Annotated in this window: 18 protein-coding genes; 1 reads left to right on the top strand and 17 read right to left on the bottom strand. The window is 41.8% G+C overall.

What is annotated here, in order from left to right:
• From M3636_RS22630 to M3636_RS22560, 15 genes are all read right to left on the bottom strand, one after another.
• Positions 1-1,897, bottom strand: a 1,897-nt coding sequence (locus tag M3636_RS22630) for an Ig-like domain-containing protein (RefSeq protein WP_251384109.1), incomplete at its 3' end; no start/stop codon positions are given.
• Positions 1,898-1,961: 64 nt separating this feature from the next.
• The gene (locus M3636_RS22625; RefSeq protein WP_251384108.1) at positions 1,962-2,489 is read right to left on the bottom strand and encodes a phage tail protein; all 528 of its coding nucleotides are present in this window, start codon (positions 2,487-2,489) and stop codon (positions 1,962-1,964) included.
• A gap of 14 nt (positions 2,490-2,503) precedes the next feature.
• The gene (locus tag M3636_RS22620) at positions 2,504-3,010 is read right to left on the bottom strand and encodes a phage tail protein (RefSeq protein WP_251384107.1); all 507 of its coding nucleotides are present in this window, start codon (positions 3,008-3,010) and stop codon (positions 2,504-2,506) included.
• A gap of 25 nt (positions 3,011-3,035) precedes the next feature.
• Positions 3,036-3,566 (bottom strand): phage tail protein, encoded by a 531-nt coding sequence (locus tag M3636_RS22615; RefSeq protein ID WP_251384106.1) that lies wholly within the window; start codon positions 3,564-3,566, stop codon positions 3,036-3,038.
• 212 nt (positions 3,567-3,778) lie between these two features.
• Positions 3,779-6,883 (bottom strand): hypothetical protein, encoded by a 3,105-nt coding sequence (locus M3636_RS22610; RefSeq protein ID WP_251384105.1) that lies wholly within the window; start codon positions 6,881-6,883, stop codon positions 3,779-3,781.
• Between the two features lie 402 nt (positions 6,884-7,285).
• On the bottom strand, positions 7,286-7,813 hold the full coding sequence (locus M3636_RS22605; RefSeq protein WP_251384104.1) for a hypothetical protein: 528 nt from the start codon (positions 7,811-7,813) through the stop codon (positions 7,286-7,288).
• 95 nt (positions 7,814-7,908) lie between these two features.
• Positions 7,909-8,358: a hypothetical protein gene (locus M3636_RS22600; protein ID WP_251384103.1), complete on the bottom strand. Its 450-nt coding sequence runs from the start codon at positions 8,356-8,358 to the stop codon at positions 7,909-7,911.
• Between the two features lie 359 nt (positions 8,359-8,717).
• Positions 8,718-9,086: a VOC family protein gene (locus M3636_RS22595; protein WP_251384102.1), complete on the bottom strand. Its 369-nt coding sequence runs from the start codon at positions 9,084-9,086 to the stop codon at positions 8,718-8,720.
• A 350-nt stretch (positions 9,087-9,436) separates the two neighbouring features.
• Positions 9,437-9,811, bottom strand: a complete 375-nt coding sequence (locus tag M3636_RS22590; protein WP_251384101.1) for a hypothetical protein — start codon at positions 9,809-9,811, stop codon at positions 9,437-9,439.
• 92 nt (positions 9,812-9,903) lie between these two features.
• Positions 9,904-10,386: a hypothetical protein gene (locus M3636_RS22585; protein WP_251384100.1), complete on the bottom strand. Its 483-nt coding sequence runs from the start codon at positions 10,384-10,386 to the stop codon at positions 9,904-9,906.
• Between the two features lie 355 nt (positions 10,387-10,741).
• Positions 10,742-11,098 (bottom strand): hypothetical protein, encoded by a 357-nt coding sequence (locus M3636_RS22580; protein ID WP_128100429.1) that lies wholly within the window; start codon positions 11,096-11,098, stop codon positions 10,742-10,744.
• 23 nt (positions 11,099-11,121) lie between these two features.
• On the bottom strand, positions 11,122-12,474 hold the full coding sequence (locus tag M3636_RS22575) for a WXG100 family type VII secretion target (protein ID WP_251384099.1): 1,353 nt from the start codon (positions 12,472-12,474) through the stop codon (positions 11,122-11,124).
• A 194-nt stretch (positions 12,475-12,668) separates the two neighbouring features.
• The gene (locus M3636_RS22570; protein ID WP_251384098.1) at positions 12,669-13,058 is read right to left on the bottom strand and encodes a hypothetical protein; all 390 of its coding nucleotides are present in this window, start codon (positions 13,056-13,058) and stop codon (positions 12,669-12,671) included.
• A gap of 185 nt (positions 13,059-13,243) precedes the next feature.
• Positions 13,244-14,542 (bottom strand): amino acid permease, encoded by a 1,299-nt coding sequence (locus tag M3636_RS22565; protein WP_251384119.1) that lies wholly within the window; start codon positions 14,540-14,542, stop codon positions 13,244-13,246.
• Positions 14,543-15,117: 575 nt separating this feature from the next.
• Positions 15,118-15,573, bottom strand: coding sequence for a GNAT family N-acetyltransferase (locus M3636_RS22560; protein WP_128100426.1), 456 nt, complete (start codon positions 15,571-15,573; stop codon positions 15,118-15,120).
• A 256-nt stretch (positions 15,574-15,829) separates the two neighbouring features.
• On the opposite strand from M3636_RS22560, the gene M3636_RS22555 reads away from it, so the two are divergent.
• The gene (locus M3636_RS22555) at positions 15,830-16,393 is read left to right on the top strand and encodes a GNAT family N-acetyltransferase (RefSeq protein WP_128100425.1); all 564 of its coding nucleotides are present in this window, start codon (positions 15,830-15,832) and stop codon (positions 16,391-16,393) included.
• A gap of 191 nt (positions 16,394-16,584) precedes the next feature.
• Here M3636_RS22555 and M3636_RS22550 read toward each other — a convergent pair whose 3' ends face one another.
• Positions 16,585-17,889, bottom strand: a complete 1,305-nt coding sequence (locus tag M3636_RS22550) for a DUF1963 domain-containing protein (protein ID WP_251384097.1) — start codon at positions 17,887-17,889, stop codon at positions 16,585-16,587.
• 29 nt (positions 17,890-17,918) lie between these two features.
• Positions 17,919-19,097 carry an alanyl-tRNA editing protein gene (locus M3636_RS22545; RefSeq protein WP_251384096.1) on the bottom strand — a complete coding sequence of 393 codons (1,179 nt, stop codon included), beginning with the start codon at positions 19,095-19,097 and terminating at the stop codon, positions 17,919-17,921.
• Positions 19,098-19,110: the final 13 nt, after the last annotated feature.

Here is a 19,110-nt window from a genome sequence, read left to right as displayed (position 1 = left end):
GCGTTACCTCGGCGCTACTTGGTGCTACCGTAACACTCGTAACTGCTGGCGTTACTGGGATTACTGGTGCTGCGGTTACCGTAATCGTCGCGGTATTGCTCTTCGTCTCATCTTCTGTCGAAGTCGCTGTGATCGTGTACACTTTCGGCTCAGCGTCCAACGCCACGCTCACTAGACCATTCTCATCCACCGTGACCTTGTTGGTTGTATCGTCGCTGCTCCAATCCACCGTTTGCGCGGCTCCACCCACAACTTCAACATCCGCCGTCAGCTGACGCTGTGTACCTTGCGTTACCTCGGCGCTACTTGGTGCTACCGTAACACTCGTAACTGCTGGCGTTACTGGGATTACTGGTGCTGCGGTTACCGTAATCGTCGCGGTATTGCTCTTCGTCTCATCTTCTGTCGAAGTCGCGGTGATTGTGTATGCTTTAGGTTCAGCATCCAACTCGACGCTCACTAGACCGTTCTGATCCACGGTGACCTTGTTGGTTGTATCGTCGCTGCTCCAATTCACCGTTTGCGCGGCTCCGCCCACCACGACAACATCGGCCGTCAGCTGACGTTGGGTGCCTTGCATTACATCAGCGCTACTTGGTGTTACCGTGACGCTCGTAACTGCTGGCGTTACTGGTGCTGCAGTTACCGTAATGGTCGCGTTGTTACTTTTTGTCACATCTTCTGTCGAAGTCGCTGTGATCGTGTACGCTTTCGGCTCAGCGTCCAACGCCACACTCACTAGACCATTCTCATCAACTGTGACCTTGTTAGTTGTATCGTTGCTGCTCCAATTCACCGTTTGCGCGGCTCCGCCCACCACGACAACATCGGCCGTCAGCTGACGTTGGGTGCCTTGCATTACATCAGCGCTACTTGGTGTTACCGTGACGCTCGTAACTGCTGGTGTTACTGGTGCTGCGGTTACCGTAATGGTCGCGGTGTTGCTTTTTGTCACATCTTCTGTCGAAGTCGCGGTGATCGTGTACGCTTTCGGCTCAGCGTCCAACGCCACACTCACTAGACCGTTCTCGTCCACTGTGACCTTGTTAGTTGTATCGTCGCTGCTCCAATTCACCGTTTGCGCGGCTCCGCCAATCACAGTTACATTTGCGGAAAGCTGTTGGTTCCCTCCCTGCATAACTTCTGCAGTAGTCGGAGTCACAGAAACACTTGTAACTGCTGGAACATCTGGATCGTTAATACCAACACTACCAGGACCATTTACATCAAAGTAAACACTACCTGTGTCTCCATTACCAAAACCGGTCATAACCATGTAATAAGTTACACCAACATCCAAATATACATCCTTTATATGAGATAAATAATTATCATTAACTGCTGAAATATCATCATTACTAACTAATAGATTGTGTAAAGGATGGATTGGATCAAAGCTACCTTTATATAAGTATAGTACCGTATCATCTAACGTTGTTTGAGGAGTAACTGTTATACTATATACTCCTGCCTTAGATGGAGTTATAGCTCTATAAAAATAGTTACGAACATAAGACTGTCCTGCGGGATCCTCAGCTCTAACCGTAGTCATATAAGGGTTACCTGTTCCCGTAAAAATCGGTGTATCAAACCAGATACCGCAATTAATGTAATTTCCTCCACCACAAGTTGCGCTATTTTCTCCTTCCTGGAAATACCATATTTTTTCTAATAACGCTTGATCATAACCATTCGTATCATTGTCATACGAAACATCACCAGGCATCTGAGGTCTAACAAATATTGAATTAACATCCAAAGTACCATTAAAGCTAGTAACTACACCTTCATTTGCTGCATAAACACGCATTGTTCCTGATAACAATGATCCAAAAGTAAGAGCAAAGACTAATAATATTATTCCGCTAAATTGGCTGTTACGATAGAGTTTCTGCATCTTTCCGATCCTTTCATGTTGGATTTCAAAGAAAGAATTGAAGATTTTAAATATTCTATACCTTTTATTGTTTTGCTGGATATACTCCTTGGAGTGCAATAATAAAATTAAGTTCTGTATAAGGCTGTATGTTGTTATGAGGCTGTGATCCCCCTGTAGCTTCAATGGCTAACAAATTCATAGATACAGATGGGGTTTTTGAATAAACACTTGGACCAAGCTTCTTTCCATCCTTGGGAGTTGTTGCCCAAATTGCTCCCTGAGGGTTTACTGTATTACCCGTGGACTGGGCACTTGTTGTATGTGTATGGTTAGGCATTTGAGTCTCTAATAACGCAACCTTATCTAGGCCGCCTGACTTCCCTAGTACCTGAGGAGTTAAGCCTGCACCCTCGCCCCAATGCATAGGAACGCGTCCACGTAAATCAGGAAGCTGAAAATTTAACTGTCCGTCCCCCCCATACTTATTCCCAATAACACTAAACAACAAGCTATTTTCAGTCACCATTAGCATCTGTCCGTGACAAAACGCCCAATCTAATGGGGCATATTTTCCTGCATATAAACGGATTTCACCTACATACGGATCCATATTAGTCCCCTCCTTTAGAGATTCATTTGTGGAAAGATACCCTCTACAGCTATACAATAATTAAGTACAAGATATGGTTGCATGTTGGAGTGTGCTGTACTTCCTCCTGCTTCATGCAAAGCGTTACTAGACATGGCTGCATTAGACACACTCTCATAGGAAGCTATACTAGTATTATTTCCCCAGATTGAATCTACAGGAATGTTAGTCGCTGCATCATTACCGCCAGTAGCATAATGTGTATGCTGTGGCATTTCGTTTATCGTTAGTGTGTGTGTTTCCTCACCACCATAAGGGGATGCGGATGCAGGATTTGTTGATCCTAAGGGAACACGACCTTGTAGATCGGGCAACGCAAATGTTGTTTTTCCATCTCCACCAAAACGATTTCCCAAAATTGCAAACAACGCATTATTTTGTTTAATTTGAAGTATTTGACCATTGCAGGCCGCCCAGCCTATTGGAGGGTTTCCATACGCGAATGCAAATAAACGAATTTCTCCAAGAAATGGTTCTGCCATCTTTTCGTCCTCCTAAAAAGAAAAATCAACCTTGTGAAGGGTACATGCCTTGAATAGCGATAATAAAGGTTAACGGGAGAAAAGGCATCATATTGGAATGCTCTTTACTTCCACCAACCGATGAAATTGCTTGATTATTCATAATTCCATTAGAATTAAGATTAGAGTACTGTTTAGCTGTGCTTGTCGCCCAAATATTATTTGCAGGAGTTGTAGAGGTTCCGGCGGCAGTATGGGCTTTAACAAGATGGGTATGCTTAGGAAGCTGCGCTTCTGTAAGGGTAACTGTTTCTGTTCCACCCGTTTGTCCTACAGTATAGGTTGAAATATTTTTTCCCTCACGATCCTTGCTTGTGCCGTAATGAAGTGGTAGACGCCCCCTTAAATCAGGCAGTTTAAAATTATCTGTTCCATTTCCTCCATACATTACTCCAATAACAGAATATAGTGCTTCATATCCGTTGATTTGGAGTGTCTGACCATTGCAAAATTCCCATCCTACAGGTGCATATTCTCCAGCAAACATACGAATCTCGCCAACATATTGATCACTCATGGATAAACCCCTTCCATCTTTGTTTCACATTACATCCTGCCTATCTTAGAGGTATAACCTTAAATTTTGTACACATCTTATAAATGGAAAAAAGAATAAGAATTATGCATAAGCGATATACTTGGAAACTCGCTCATGCTTCAGAGTGAATTCCCAAGTATGCCTACGGAAAATTACATATTTAGTCTAAGATGCTAAGAATAATTAGTCATCTAAAGCTCAATAACAATTGAATCTGCTTGAATCGTTTCGGATTCACCACTTGGCACCCCAAACATCTCATGATCTGCAAACTTCTCAGAAATAGATGCTTTGGCTGCAAATGCAGCAAGTTTCTGATTAGCTGGTGACTTAGCAGCATACGCCTCTGCCTTACCTTGCAGAGTCATAACAATCTTTTTGACCTGACTTAGATCTACACCCTCATTAAGGTTATATCCGCTTCGATCTGTTACTGGCACCTCAATTGACCAGACAGATAATAACCCGGGCATAATTCTACTGATTCCGTCACCTACAGCTCCACCCGATTCATTACGGATGCTCTCATTCGGCTCTAAATCTCCAACTGCACCTTGTTGAGGAGTTACTTCATACTCATAGAATCCAAGGCTTTTGTTATGGACAAAGTCATATCGTTCTCCGTACGTATCCAAGAACGTTGAATGTCCAGAATGCGAATATTCGATATGAATGTTACCTGCTGAATGACGAGCGCCTGGCAATTGAATGTGGCAGTCACTAACCATCATATGAGCTTTACCTGCAATTTTTTGCCGAATAAGATCGTTATTTAGTGTTAATGGAAAGAATGCAGTGCCATGTTCTCTTAATGCTTCAAATTGTTCAGGGAAAGTCGCTTCGTTAAAAATAAACGTGACATTCTTGAACGGCTGCATCGGATTCTCTGATGCGTTTAGTGCATCTTTCAATTTAATAGTTATCTCAGCATGAATGCGACTGAGTTCAGCAACATGACTGTCACGAACAAATGGGAAGAGCTCTTGACTAAGGATGATATAACGATAAGCTTGATATTCTTGGTATAAAAAATCGGTTAGAGCAAGCTTTAAACTGTTGTACAGATCAAACACATACGTATGGAAGAATGGTAAGCCTGCATCAATATCTTCTCCCATCATTTGCTTGATTCGTTCTTGATCTGCGCGACGCTGCTCCAATTCAGCTATTAATTTCACTTCTTCTAAATCTTTAGTAATCACCATTTGTTTTCTACTCTGGTATTCTTCTACAACATCAAGATACTGGGTAAATGCCTTGCGATATCCATTCACTTTATCCTTTGGCATGGTATCATAGACCGGGCTTAACATTTCTTTGAACTGTTCACGAGTCATCGCGAGCATAGATGTAGAACTTCCATAGGTATCGCGTGCTGAACTCATTTGGTCTAACAAATTATAAATTTCTATTCCATCTTTTATAATTGCAATACTAGATGAAGCGACTGTAGTCACACTTTTAATAGATTTAGATAGTTCTGCTTCTTTTTTCTTTTTTTCTTTTTCCACGGTTTCTTTATTCTTGAATGTATCGTCAATAACTATGGTTTTGCCTGAATCCAAATAGTTACTAACTGCTGAAGCTATAGCTCCACCTGTTTTAATCGCCGTTAGTGCAGGAGTGACATTTGTGACAAGTGCTACACCATTCACTACTAGATCGAAGGTTGCCTTCAGAGTTTTCATAGCGAGCTTTTGACGCAAAGCTTCTACAAACTCCTCTGCCACTTTTTGGAGCGATTTCTCTTTTGAAAGAATATCCTTGTATAACTTGTCCGCTTCCGATTCCAAGCGTGCCCGCTCTTTAATGGACTTTTGTCTTTGTTCTTCTGCATCGTTAATTCGATTCACTTGAACCGAAATAGCATCTTTTAACACCCTTAAACGACCTTGCTGATCATTTGCGGCGTTAATATAATTATGATATAGTGTCTCCGCTTGTTGAGCCGCGTTAATAAGATTGCTACCTAAATCCTGATACTTGTCTAACGGCATCAGTGGCACCCAGTTCCAAGGATGTCCAAAAAAATCTAGTCCTTGCCCCAACTGTGAAATGAGGACTATAGACTTGTTGCGAAGTGTTATCCACTGTATTGAAGTATCTAACATTTCATTTTGAAATTCAGAACTGGAACTCTGAGCCCGTAATTGATCAAACCAGGATTCATCTGGTGTTGTCAGTTGTAGCCAGTTCAATAGATGGGCAGCTTCTTCGAGTTTTTCTATACTTCCTGCCCGATAGGCTAGTCCCGCTTTATGTAATGTTAACGTCTGACGTTCGAGCGAGGCACTTAGAGCTGATTGCAAGACAACCGGACTAAATCTGTCGTATAGTTCTGAACTGAGCGTTTTGGATCCATAAAATTGTTCGAAAGAAATTTGCACCATTGTAGATTGAGCAGGCTTTCCGTCAACAGGATCGATAGCACTACGTCCAATCTCGCCATCTTTGCCATCCTTACCATTATCTGCTCTTTTTGTTCTACTACGCATAGTAACAACATTCCTAGGCCCAACCACACGCGTTTCTAGCTGAAATCCACCAATCCCCCCCGGTGTTCCCAGTCCGGCTTTTCCGGGTGAAGTAGCATCTGCTCCTAGGCCTGCTTGATTTTGTATAACGATTCTATGCTCTCCACTAGGAACTACATATCCGACGAAAATATGTCCAGCATCTCCCCCATTACCGGAACGCCCAGCATCACCACCATTACCTCCGTCGCCTCCATCGCTACCTTTTGTCGCTTGATCATTCGAATAGAAAAAATGTGTTTCCCCATCTCTTCCATCTTCTCCCTTCCGACCATCCGCACCGTTTCCTCCGTCCTGACCCCGACCACCATTGCTACCATTTGCTGAGAGTCTGAGCTCCCCTTTTAGATCAAATCTTTCCGCAGCCAGCACCAAATGTCCAGCTGACATTCCATCATCTCCACTTAAACCATCCTTGCCATCTCCACCACGGTCGCCACTTTTAATTGCTTGTATGCCTGTACCGGCCTTAGGTTCCTGTGAGTAGTCATTTTCCTTAGGAACTTGTGCCCCGGATGTGCTAATAGACAAGTCACCATCTGAAAAAATCACTCTGGCATTAAGCGTAAGATTACGCCCTGGCAAACTAAGAGATTCAGTAAGATGAACCGTATCTGCTTGAATCCAATAATGTAACGTTGGATCTGAAAAATAATCCTGATTCAAAACTAAATCAATTGCTGTGATATAGATGTGGCCTTCCTTCTTGCCTTGCTGAACATCAGTATACAAAGATCGCTTAGTACTTTCCGTTACTCCCATCCGCGGCCCCTCCTTAGGTCTTATGAAAATAGTGACAAACACTATAAAGTAATCCAAAAGTTCTATTTCAAATGACTTCAAGTGTGATATTTGTCACTTTATTCCTGATTATAAGACAATTTTATCCAATAATACAGTCTTTTTTTGAGGTTTTCCGACAATATTTTCTTCGCATTTGCGCAATCATTTATACGAACAAGGATTGAGTGGGTTGATTTGAAACTTTGGTCATATTTAGTATTTATTTTTAATATAGAAAATTGTTAAGTCTACGACTAACTAACTGAATGAGCATAAAAAAAGCCGCTTAATTAAGCGACTCTGTACAACATTTTTTTTGTATGTGTGCTTCATTGGCCCTATCTTTAGAGGGAGTTGTCATTAACAAGGTTTACCGACACCCTACTTTTTAACTTTAGATAAGGCTGTACCATCAAAACTGTTGCCCCAACCTCTATTTTCATTTATGGAGTATTTCAGGAAGGAATCCACATCTGGCAATGGGAATCTATGTTGCAGCATGTAATTAGCTATTCTATTTACCAGTACTAAACTCCGCTCTCCATGTCCTTCGATGACAGAATACGCATGACTGATGCCCAGTTCATAAATATCTCGAAGTAAGATACCAATAGATTCCTCCGTCGATTGATATAGTTGAGATAGAGAAACAAATTCGTCACGGCTCAGTCTTTCAAACTCCTGCTCTTCGTATGTATTGAACTCCATTAGATTTTCCGGTATTAGTTCAACGATAAGCTCATTCCAATCATCTAAATATGGAATACTAGTAAATTGCCATAGGTAGTTCAGAACGTTTCTCCAATCATTCAGATCATATTCTAAGGTAATCAGCACATTCTCAAAACAACAGATCCCATATGCAACTCTACCTCTAAGGGAAATCTGTTTCATCTGTTCTAATTTCATTAATAACTACCTCCTTTATAACTACACTGAAATACCCATTAATCTCTACAATCTCATTATTTTTGATTGGGTTAATTATTGAGCTACTTAGCCAATTATCCATTATATCTTGGATCTTTGTAGCACCAATTGTAATTATCCATATCCGTAGTCTCTAAGTCTTCGAAAGTGTAAAACCATTCGTCCTCAACCCATAACTTGGATTTAGGATAGATCCTAAGTATTGCGCGAAAAAATCGAAATAATAGATCTTCATTATCGTAAAAGTCATCAGATACCACCGCTTTAAAATATTCATGATTGGTATCATCCCATTCAAAACTAACCACCTGAGATTCGTATGGTTCATCATAGATGCTAAAACAAAGGGTTCTTGAATAGTTCTCTCTAAATGGGACGTCACTAACATATATTCTTGTGTATATTAGTTTCTCTCCAATAAAAGCTTTCTCATCACAATCAAAGTAAAGCTTCTCCTTTTTACATATTTTATTAATACGCATCAATATATCAATTGCTGGAATGCTCTCTTCACGTTTAAACAATAAAATAGATTACGTTCCCACGATCTCAATACTCCCCTTAACTCTTCTCACAGTTTCATATATATATAAATCCTTTACATATTCTTAGTATAAACATACAGACATTATTAGAAGATTTTCCGTCTTCATTTTATGCTCAATTGGATGGGAAGAAATGTTTCCAATCAGTTCAAGTTACACTTTACTGGACAATTTACTGATAAGAAAAAATCCCCTCATAGTAACAGGATCTACTATTTCACCTGTATACCATATGGGGAGTATATCACTTTTATTAAACAGCCTTGAAAAGGTAACCACTCAGCCTGCTCGACTGAATGAAGTTAACATTACCCTCACTAAGCTGACCTAATTACGGTTTAGGCTTTACTGTGAAGGGTAACTAAGTAACCGTCTGGATCAGCAAATGTAAAGGTTCGCCCAAATGGTCCATCGATTGGTGAAGATGTGATCTTTACGCCTGCAGCAACAAGTTTGTCGTGGATTTCTTGCGCATCAGGGGCTTGAAGCCACAGAGCAACACCAAGTCCAGGCTGACTAGCCGAGCTGAGCTCTACTCCCGGGAGTAAGTCACGAAGAGCAAATGCAATAGGCTTCGTATCAAAGACCACAGCATGAGGTGGACCTGCCTGTGAGCGAACCAATCCTAAATAGTTTTGATAGAATTCTGCAGAGCTTTCCAGATTGCTTACTTGAAGTGAAATGAAGTCGGGTCCGATTACTGACATAATGTTATGTCCTCCTTAGTATATGGGTGGTTGTGTTATATGCTTGATTATATAAGCCCCCTATTGCCAACAGTATGTCAGTAGCGTTTTTCGTTTTTTTCTTTTACTGAGATCAAAAGCTACTTCATTTCAGAACCAGCACATCACGCTAGACCATTCTTATATTTTCTCTGAGAAGTCTGCTAATTTCGATTGAATTTGAGAACAATAAAAAAACAGGTAATTACGGCTCTTTCTGACAATAATCGACCTGTTCAAAGTATTAGTTCAGCTTTATTAGTTAGTTACAGTACGATTAAATAATGAATTCCTCATACGGATGTGGATGGGTCATTTTCCTTTTAAAATTTTTAACCTCTTATCAAGTCATTTAATATTACAATTGCCTTTTCTATCCTTTGTATATCTACTTCTTTTAGATTCTCTAGGGTTACATGATATGCTTTAAAAGAATCAGAGGTATTCAAGATTGATAATGTTGCCATTGCAAAATGTCCAACTCCAATCCCCTCTGCAAATGTATAGCGTGCGCCCATATATTGAGTTAAATATTGAAGCTTTTCAATCACTAATATATTTTTTATTTTTAGTTCTACGACTCTAATCATCGTATTACTGATGATATATATTTGTTTTGAATCCAGAAATTCAATTAATTCTCGTATGGATAATTCATTTTGCCTAATATGGCGAACTTTATCATTGAGTTCATTTTTGCTATTCATATAAATCACTCCATGAACCATACTTTTTAATCACGTAAATACGCTCGAGTTTATGTAAGTAACATACCAATCAGCGAAAACTATTTTTAGATTTATAAGTTTTCTATATCGTACGATGGCTTATTCAAAAATCTCTCATACCATCCTCCTAGAGGGAAATGACCAACCCCAATTATCTCTAGTTCATTCACTCTAAATACAAATGCCCCTTTCCGTTCTAGTATTCTTAACAACGGTTCATATACATGAATATACTCAGAGTATTCCGGATGATCATCTATATAGCTAGCTAATTTCAGATAAAAATTACAAAACAATTCTATACCAGAAAACTTATTCATGTATTCTATGGTTTCTTGACTATAAATCGTTGTAATATCTACTAGCTCTTTTTCACCACCTAATAAACGAGCAATATCAGCAAATTTAGGTGAAACAGGTACTAGATTTTCTTTTTGAAGAAATGAAGCCATTCTCCTAAAAAACTCATATGCCAATCTCTCATTCTCTGGTGAGACTACCGTCCCTACTAAACTCCAATCAATATTATTGCTTCGAGATACCGCTTCTCTCAAGTACATTACCTTCACCTCAACCTGGAAGCTATTTTGTTATTAAACAGATCCTTTACGACAAATTCGAGAATGGGTACAGAGTATTTGAATCGGGCGGAGCACCTTTCTATGGTTCATTCGAAACCCTTGATCTTGTCAAAGAAACAATGGGGTCTGTGGATAGGCAGACACATAGCCTCTTTTTAATTTCCCAAATTATTCCTAAACTTTTGTCCTTTAATCGCAATAAAAAAAACAAAATGCCTCCTAAAATTTCATTGGAAAAACCCTAGGTTTAGCCAATGTCTACTTTATGGGGTGCATTTTATATAAGTAGTGTTCCTTCATTTTTTTTATTTACTGGTAAGCCCTAGCTCTATATTTTATAAGATTCTGATTTGATAAAATTATCTACTAAATATTTATCATTATCACTCAGTCTCTCAAAAAGTTCGTTAAACTTAATTTTTGCATCCTCATTTTCTAGAAGAGATAGCGTAGCTATAGCAACATGTCCGAATTGCCATGGTCCAATAAATTTATTATCTGTTAAAAGTTCTCCAAGTTCAGATAGTCTATCTACAATGCTAATATTACAGTAATTTCTTTCAATTAACTTGAACATTGCCATAGCAACAACCCTTAAATTTCTTGCTTCTAAACATACTATTAAATCTTCGTTTTTTATCTTATCAGTTTTAATCTCTTCTGCTAATTCAGCTATTGAAGCCATAGTAAATCTTCCCTTTCCAATTTTTATTCGATTATAGGACCGTATCTATCTAGAATGTACTGCTTCTCCGCTTCAAAGTTCTTTTGAAGTTGTTCTGCAATATTATCTAATCCTAACCTTTTTGCTTCTTTAATTTCAATTGTGTATGCTTTGAGCTCATCTGCAATTCTCCCTTCCCAATTTTGATATGATTCAGCAGCTGATGGGAAACCATTTGATTTAGCTTCCACATAATGACTATACTCATGTCTTAAAGAACTCATGGATGCTTCAGGATCTATCAAAATCTGACCCGGTTCTCCTTTTCTCAACGGTCCATACCCCAATGCACCTTCTCGATAGACCACCTCAACTCCATTTTCCTCCATAACCTTGATTAGTTTATGCCATTCTTCTGGATGCGATTTTAAACCAGCACCAAATGCATCTCTAAATGGGTCTGCTGGGTTATCAAAATGAGTAATTTTTTTTGCGTTTTCTATAGCGATATTATTTTCAGCTTTTGGGGTGCCCTTCCCAATCTCCTTTTCCTTCTCCACAAACTCAGAGAATTTAGAAGACTCTCTCGCCTTTTTACTTTCGGCAATGTTCTCGGTGACTCGCATGCGTTGGTCTTGAAAACCGTTAAAGCCACCTGTCATATTGCCTGTACCAGGACGAGTTGACGGATTGATCTTGGGGCCACCGCCTGTAAATAGATTGTGAGGCTTCATCATCGAAGACGCATACCCACCGCCCAGCATCAATCCACCTACGCCAAAAATATTCGCCCAGTGCTCACTAGACCAGGCATTCGTTGGAAACGTGGCTTCACGAATCGTACCATGTATACCGAATGTAATCCAATTGGCTGCATCATTAGGTGAGTTAAACGCTTTTTCTGCACGATCCACGTATCCAGAAACAAGACCACTTGGGATACCGAACGTCCAATAATCCAAAAAACCGCCAACGCTATCATAACGCTTCTGGTATCGATCATCAGCTGATTGCAAAAAGGCTTGTCCTAACTCGACTATACTATCGGCAGACTTCTGAAAGGCATTCCGTTTATCATCAGCAGGTGCTTTAGCATCATTTGACTCAGGAGGGCCATAGGTTTCTAAGGTTTGATTGTCAGCATTCTTGAATTTCTCAGCATGCCTTTCCAGTTCTTTTGAAATCGTTATGGATCCATCCAAAAATTTATCCATCGCCTGCTGCGCATAAATGAAATTGGCATAGAAGTTTTCCTTCGTACTACCATCCCACAGTTGCTCAATCTCAACGATCCGTTGTTTCAAGCGGTTAGTCATTTGAGAAACCTGATAATGAGCCTCTTCGAATTGTTTTGATATGGCGAGCAGCTGTCCTGGTTTTACTTTGATAGTCGTCATGTCGTACCTCATATTATAGGTTTTCGTTGTTATACGAACATCTCATCGCAATTTCAATAGCATAAGAGTACGTTAAACCTTGTATAATGAACTTTCATTATAATGAGGCACCCCGAGATTAGATAGCGACTATCGAAGTATTTTCATAGTCCACATTAACCTAAATTAATCCATAATATAACAGTACCTGGAACCTATGCATCTTCCCGCTCCGCCAGAAATTCAACGCTAATGCGATCTACTTTCATCTCAACGTATGTACCTATTAAATAAGCATAGTCTCTGAACAACTCTTCATCGGTTAAGACGATCCCTGCATCCAAAGAATCTGCTTGGATCACACCTCGAACGTTATAGGCGAATCCTGAATCAATCCGTTCTAACTCTTTCTTAGGCTCGTGCAGCTCCTGAACAATGACATCATCTAATATTGTAATCCCAATGGATACGGGGTAAGCACACCCCACTTCAATAGGATATGGACAGATATTAGCAAACCCTGTAAATTCAACTCCGTTCATTTCAAGAGTTACCTCTTCTTCTATGTGGGGATCTAACCTTCTAACGACAGCCCAATTCTTCATTGTGCAATCCTCTCTTCTTTCTTCTCATCTGAACCTATATATGCAAGTATACCTCCAAGTACCAAAAAACACCCCAGCATGAGCACTGAGATGTCTTCTTCTTCTTAATTAAACAATATTTTATTCTGCTAATTCTCAAACCCTTTTCTCTATCCGATCTACATGCGACCTATAGATGCAGTCCGTTATTTCGCCTGTTTCCCATCTGCCTTACGGAATCGAACCAAAGACCAGATGATAAGAAACGCCAGCACGGAGAGACACACACTAATACTGAAACGATTGCCTGCATCGAAAATGAACATCACTGCAATTACGGTCAGACAAAGAGTTGTCGCACCTGTGATGTATGGGAATCCCCACACCTTGAAGGAAGGTTGCACGGGATACTGCTTACGCAACTTCAACTGTGATGAAGAAATGCAGATCCACACCAGAATCACCACAAATCCAGGAACTGCTAGCAGTACACTGAATAGCTGATCTTGTGCAAACAGCCCGAGCAATGATCCAGCTAACAAAATGACACTGCATACAAGTAGTGTGTTAATCGGGCTGCCGTTCGCATTGGTCTTCGCTAAAGCTTTGGGAGCCTCACCGCCGACCGCCATCGAATACATCATCCGGGATGCACCATAGATCCCCGAGTTCGCAGCCGATAAGACAGCCGTAACCAGAATGAAGTTCATAATATGAGCTGCGCCTGGTAACCCAGTCGAAGCGAGCACCTGTACAAACGGGCTACTCTCTGGTCCAAGCTCATTCCAAGGAATTAACCCACAGATGATGAGAATAGGCAAGGTGAAGAACAGAATAATTCTTAACATGAAATTGCCCACCACCTTGGGCAGTACACGATCTGCATTTTCCGTTTCCGTCAACGTTAGACCGATCAGCTCAGAGCCTCCATAGGAGAACATAACAACAAGCAGAGCGGAGAAGATTGAGCCCCACCCATTAGGGAAGAAGCCACCCGATTGCGTATAATTTTGCAAATAAGGGGTGTTATCACTCGGAATAATCCCGAAGATTAGCGCAGTACCCAGGAAAATAAATGCAATAATCATCGCAATTTTGATCCCTGCTAACCAGAATTCAAATTCTCCGAACACGCCTACACTCAGCAAATTCACGGATATAATAAACGCAGCACATGCCAGACTCATAAGCCATAAAGGCACGTCTGGGAACCAATATTGCAGGAAACTGCCCGCTGCGATCACTTCAATTACACATACAGACAACCACAGGAAGCAATACATCCACCCCATAACAAATGACACTCTGCTGCCAAACGCCTCTTGCACAAAGTCTTTCATATTCCGATTCTTATAGACGGTAGCCATCTCCGCCATAGCTGCCATGACAACGAGCAGTAACAATCCGGCGAAAATGTAGGTCACGATGACCCCAGGTCCTGCCAGTCCAATCGTTTCGGTACTACCTTTGAAAATTCCGGTTCCAATAACACCACCCATCGCCATTAGGCTAATGTGTCTTGGTTTGAGTTTCTTCTGTAATGTTCCTTCTGTCTGAGCCAATTCCAGTCCTCCTGATGTAAAACACGTCTGTGATTATTTGGTTCAAGTCTATCTAAATACATAATTTTCAGTATACCCTATAGTTCGTACCTCAGAACAGAACATCTGCATGGGAATTTCATTCAATTCTTTATAACGTGTAATCCTTTATATATCAATAACGTGATTAAGCTGTATCCAACACCGTACACGATCCCTATGCCCGCAAAAGCAAACGACACCAAGCATTAGTGCAATGATCGGACTCATTATAAAAACTGCAAATAACGGATTCATATCACCAAATACCCAATAGATCACGTTGGCTCTCCTCTCTGGGGAACATTAGTTACGTGTGTATACTGTCATCTTAATCTAGTTTGCAATCCAACTATGTGTCTTTTGATACATTCTCACCATGACTAGCACTTGCCGCACTTTCGCTTCCTTTCACTGTAGAGACGGTGCCTTATACACGCCAAAGAACAGCATTCTCTGCAACTACAGAATGCTGTTCTTCAAGTGTTTTTATAGTTATACTACAGTTCCTTCGTCATAAATGTACTATTCGGATCCAGAATATAATCTGCAAAAGGCTCACAATACGTGAAGCCGAAATCCTCATACAGCTTGCGAGCTGGGATGAATGAATCCATAGAGCCAGTCTCTAGACTGATCCGTTTATATCCACGACTTATGGCAACTTCAATAATATGAGCAAGAATATTTCGAGCTACACCTTTGCGTAAATGATTCTTAGCTGTCCGCATCGATTTGAGTTCTGCATGCTCTTTGTCCAGTTCCTTGATTGCCCCACAGCCGAGAAGCTCTTGATCTTCCCATGCGCACCAAAATGTAATCTCCGGCTTCTTCAAGCCGTCTAGATTAAGGGCATGAATGCTTTCTGGTGGAGAATCCTCTGCCATTCCTTGCAAATGTTCTGCAATTAATCCAATCACTTGTGCCCCGCTCAAATCATCTACACGAATCTCCACTGCAACCACTCCTACGCTAATGTTAAGTATGATCTATACTCGTTAATCTTCTGTATTTCATATTACTCCTATGGCAGGTTTCCTGACAAGGCTATTATGAAGGTTCTCTAGATCGAGTGTTGTATCACCCTGTAATTTTCCATTATGATGAGCCTATCTGATCTCTAAAGGGGCGAGGCATATTGCGTACAATACATATGGCTAACGGTTGTTCTGAGGTGAAGCGAACTTAAATTGGGATCTGAAGGAGATTAACATGACACTATCAACAGAAAATCTATTTTACAGCCAGCGTTTAAAAATGACCCCTCCCCGCACAGAAGACGTGCAGACGATGTTATTGTGGAACGAAGATCCTGAATATCTGCGTAACGTGGATACGGATATTGCGATTCCCTATTCGGAGAAACAGCTAGAGGACGAGGGCGAAACGAAGGATAAGGAAGTATATTTCCGGCTACGCACCCAAGAGGATGAACAGTTAATCGGCTTTGTCGTTATTCATAGTATTGAATGGAATAACCGCTGTGGTCAGCTTGCGATTGGCATTGGACTTGCTGAACATCGCAACAAAGGCTATGGTACAGAAGCGTTGAAGCTGATTCTCCGGTATGCATTCCATGAATTAAATTTGGATCGCGTAGGTCTTGATGTCATCTCCTACAACGCCCGAGGCATTCGCGCTTATGAAAAGGTAGGCTTTCAACTGGAGGGTCGCATCCGCTCAGCAGTATATCGGGATGGCAAGCGATATGATCGTCTAATGATGGGCATTCTGAGATCCGAGTGGGAAGCCGTCTCAGCAGAGCTTACACCTTAATTACTGATCCATATCAATACACAACACCTACCAAAAAACGTTCAGGGCTCAATGCCTGAACGTTTTTTTACGATTTAATTCTGTTGCTCATACAACCTTTATCTACAGGTTCCGTACCCCTTTATCTATAATCGATAATCTTCAACTCAAGATATGACGATGATGGATTTATACCGATGCAGACGGGCACTCTAGCTCTGCTGATACGTTACCGCCGTCATCTGACACGGCTCACATAGCAGCATATAATACATGCCTTCCCCATACTCCGCCAGTTCCTCACCATTCACCTGTCCAACCGCCTTCATGCGGGTAGAACAGGACGGACAAGTTGCATACTCCGCATCCTGTACCCATCCCGGATGTCCGCCTATTTGCGACAGTGAAGGTTCGTTGGCCCACTCACTGCCGTGATAAGGGTTTCGCGGTTTGGTCGCAATGTGGTAATGAGGAGTTGTATCTGGCGTAAACACATCGCAGTCTTCTTGATCTAACTCATCCACGCCCATCGGCATGACGTTATACGTGCTCCAGACAGGTTCACCTTCAGCGTTCAGCTCCATGTAAACTACCCCATAACAGCTGCAACTCATACAGGTCTGGACTTGAAGTTTCTCTGCCTTCCATGACACCTCACCTAGTGCCGGATGATGAGCATCTAAACTTACCAGTATGGTTAATTCTCGACTGCACCAAGGACAACAATCTGAGCTGTTAACTAACATGGAGATCGGTTCTCCGCCTGAAGCAGTGGCAGCAGACTCTTTTTCATCCACCACAAATAAGGAATAACTCGGTGTTGTGAACAACATTCTTCGCTTACCTTCTGTTGTCAGTTCCCAACCGGCCTCTGTCGCATACTGCTCAGCAGCTACATACAGTTGATCCGCCCACGGAGGGGGAGATTGCTTCCATTGCTGAAATTGCTGTACAACGATATCATCCCCAATATACGCAAGCATCAGCAACAGAAGATTACGATTCTCATCATCTATATTCACCTGCTGTAGCAATTGATCTCGCACTTCCGGGCTCGCACTCTTATACAGAATTGCAGGGTAATAGATCTCATGAGCCAACAGCTCTGGAATCTGTTCGGATAACGAAATCCCATGATAACAGACAAGCGCTACCAGAATATCTTTGCCTGTATCCACATCTTCTGTACGAATGAGATCCATCGCGTACTCTACCATCACAGCCTGCTGCTCTGCTGACAAAGACAGAAACACTTGCTCTTTGGACTGCCCGTATGGAATATAATGGATTAATTCGTCGCGGACATGATGTGTATGCATGATTTTCAGGATCTCAACAGGATCAGTCACACCCTCATACAAGTTCACATCACGCCGATTCGCCTCGATGTATTTGCGGTGCTCCTCCCGTGCAATCTCTTGTTTACATGGCATACAGATGCCACCTGTTTTGGCTGCTGTTGCGGGCAAAATGGTGTTACTGCACCCCTCTCGACGACAAGGAATACGTTCTGTCATTAGACCTCTCTCCCCATTCCAAGCTTCACTTAGTGGTGACCCAGTTGCTCCTTCGTGAATTCGTAAAAAGCAAGCGCATCTTCGCTGTTCGCAAAGCCCGCCTGAGCCATTTTATCACTGCCGCCACCTTTGCCTTGATACGCACCAAGATTGCCTTTGAAGAATGGGCCACATGCCCATTCCGGCGGTTGTCCATTCTGCGCTAGAACCACCTTAGCTTCTGAAATACTGGCGAAGAGCACCAAGCCCTCATGTTCTGCTGTAAGCTTGGTCGCAAGACTTTGCAGATCCTTAAGCGGTTTGTCCTCAAATACCTGAGCGATGACCAGCCCTTCTCGCGCTGCGAGCAGTTCCTGTGCATAATAATCATCATTCGTTGCTTTTACCACATTCAGCTCGCTTTGCAGCAGCTTCTGCTCCTGTTCCATCTTCTCAATGCGCTCTAACAGCTCGTCCCTGCTTGTCTTCAATTTCGTCGTTAAGCCATTCAGGACTTGCTGTGTTGCGATGAATTCGTTCAATGCTCTAGATCCACATTTAAAATAAATCCGGGTACCACCTTTCACCTTCTCGGTTTTCAGCAGCTTAATTAATCCAATCTCCCCCGTTGCCGATACATGTGTGCCACCACAAGCGTTATATTCCACACCCTCAATCTCAACGATCCGAATATCTTCAGTTACGCTCGGCTGCTTCACCAAGGGTAGACGTGCTGCCTCTTCTGCAGTTACCCATGATGTATGGATTGGAGCGTTACGATAAATCTGCTGATTCACCTCGTACTCGATGGCTGCAAGCTGCTCTGCACTTACTGACTCTGCCGCCACATCAATCGTGGCATAGTCCGTTCCCAGATGGAAGCTGAGCGTCATCGCATCCGCGAGCTTCAGCGTGATTGCTGACAGTAAATGCTGTCCGGTGTGATGCTGCATATGATCGAATCGACGCTGCCAGTCCAGTTTACATTCTACGTCCACTTGTTCAGGTGAGTGCTCCAGCTTATGCCACACCTCTCCATCTTCAAGATTGACATCAAGAACAGCAATGCCGCCAATCTGCCCCAGATCACACGGCTGTCCGCCACCATGCGGATAAAAAGCAGTCTCCGCTAATGTGACGTAGATGCCGTCCTCCTTGTCTGCTCTATTTGTAATCTGTGTATGCCATTCATGTGTATATGCTGAGTTGTAATAAAGTTTATCTGTCATTGTATAGTTCCGT

Origin of the sequence: Paenibacillus sp. MER 99-2 (genome assembly GCF_023714095.1) — a bacterium.
Lineage (GTDB): Bacteria > Bacillota > Bacilli > Paenibacillales > Paenibacillaceae > Paenibacillus.
This window is presented reverse-complemented; position numbering and strand designations above follow the sequence as displayed.